Origin of the sequence: Actinacidiphila acidipaludis (genome assembly GCF_019890725.1) — a bacterium.
GTDB classification, from domain to species: Bacteria; Actinomycetota; Actinomycetes; order Streptomycetales; family Streptomycetaceae; genus Actinacidiphila; species Actinacidiphila acidipaludis.
The window spans coordinates 1-844 of the sequence record NZ_JAINZZ010000144.1; the positions used below are offsets into that span (position 1 = coordinate 1).

Below are 844 nucleotides of genomic sequence, written 5' to 3' on the forward strand. Positions count from 1 at the left end.
CGGTGCGGTGGTGGAGTCTCGAAGCCGGAGAGGTTGCCTGATGGCGACGGGACTGGCCGCCGGGCCGGGTGGCCCGCGGTTCAGGGGCTGCCATGTGCAGGACCGCAGGTGTTCTATGCGGTCGGCAGTGATCAGGTAGTGAAGTCCGCAGTACCCAGCAGCGAGTCAGTGAGCAGGACCTCGGTAAAGGCGTCGGCTGCGGGCGCGCGTACCGGGAGCTTCGGCAGCAGGGGTTCTGAGCCAGAGCTGGTGCAGGACGGGCGAGGAGACCGGCTGTCGGGAGGTGGCGCTTCCGCAGGTCACCGATTGGTTGGCATCACCGGCAGAACGAAACACCAGAGGAAAGAACGGAGGATTTGAGCGCCATCGGGATCGCCCGGGCGGCACCATCAGCCCGGGTACCGCAGGACATCGATAGTGAGGTGGTCTCCGGTCAGGCAATCGCGATCCCCGCACACGCCGTCACCCCCCCGCGGCAGTGCGGACACAGTAGGCCGGCGCAGTACAGCCGGTAGATGGTGTGACATTCCTTCGGGGCCCTGGTGCCGGATGGCGCCAGGGCCCCTCGACACGTTCCGCAGAGAGGCGCTATGACAGCAGGCGACACGAACGACCGGCTCGACGACGAGGACTATCCCGCCTACAGCATGGGCCGGGCCGCCGAGATACTCGGCACCACCCAGGGCTTCCTGCGCGCCATCGGCGAAGCCCGCCTGATCACACCACTGCGCTCGGCCGGCGGCCACCGCCGCTACTCCCGCTACCAGTTGCGCATCGCCGCCCGCGCCCGGGAACTCGTGGACCAGGGCACCCCGATCGAAGCCGCCTGCCGCATCATCATCCT

At 68.1% G+C, this 844-nt stretch carries 1 protein-coding gene; it reads left to right on the forward strand.

The window, feature by feature from the left end:
* Nucleotides 1–590: 590 nt before the first annotated feature.
* Nucleotides 591–844 (forward strand): MerR family transcriptional regulator (locus K7862_RS37055; RefSeq protein ID WP_222970202.1); only part of this gene is annotated, 254 nt, incomplete at its 3' end.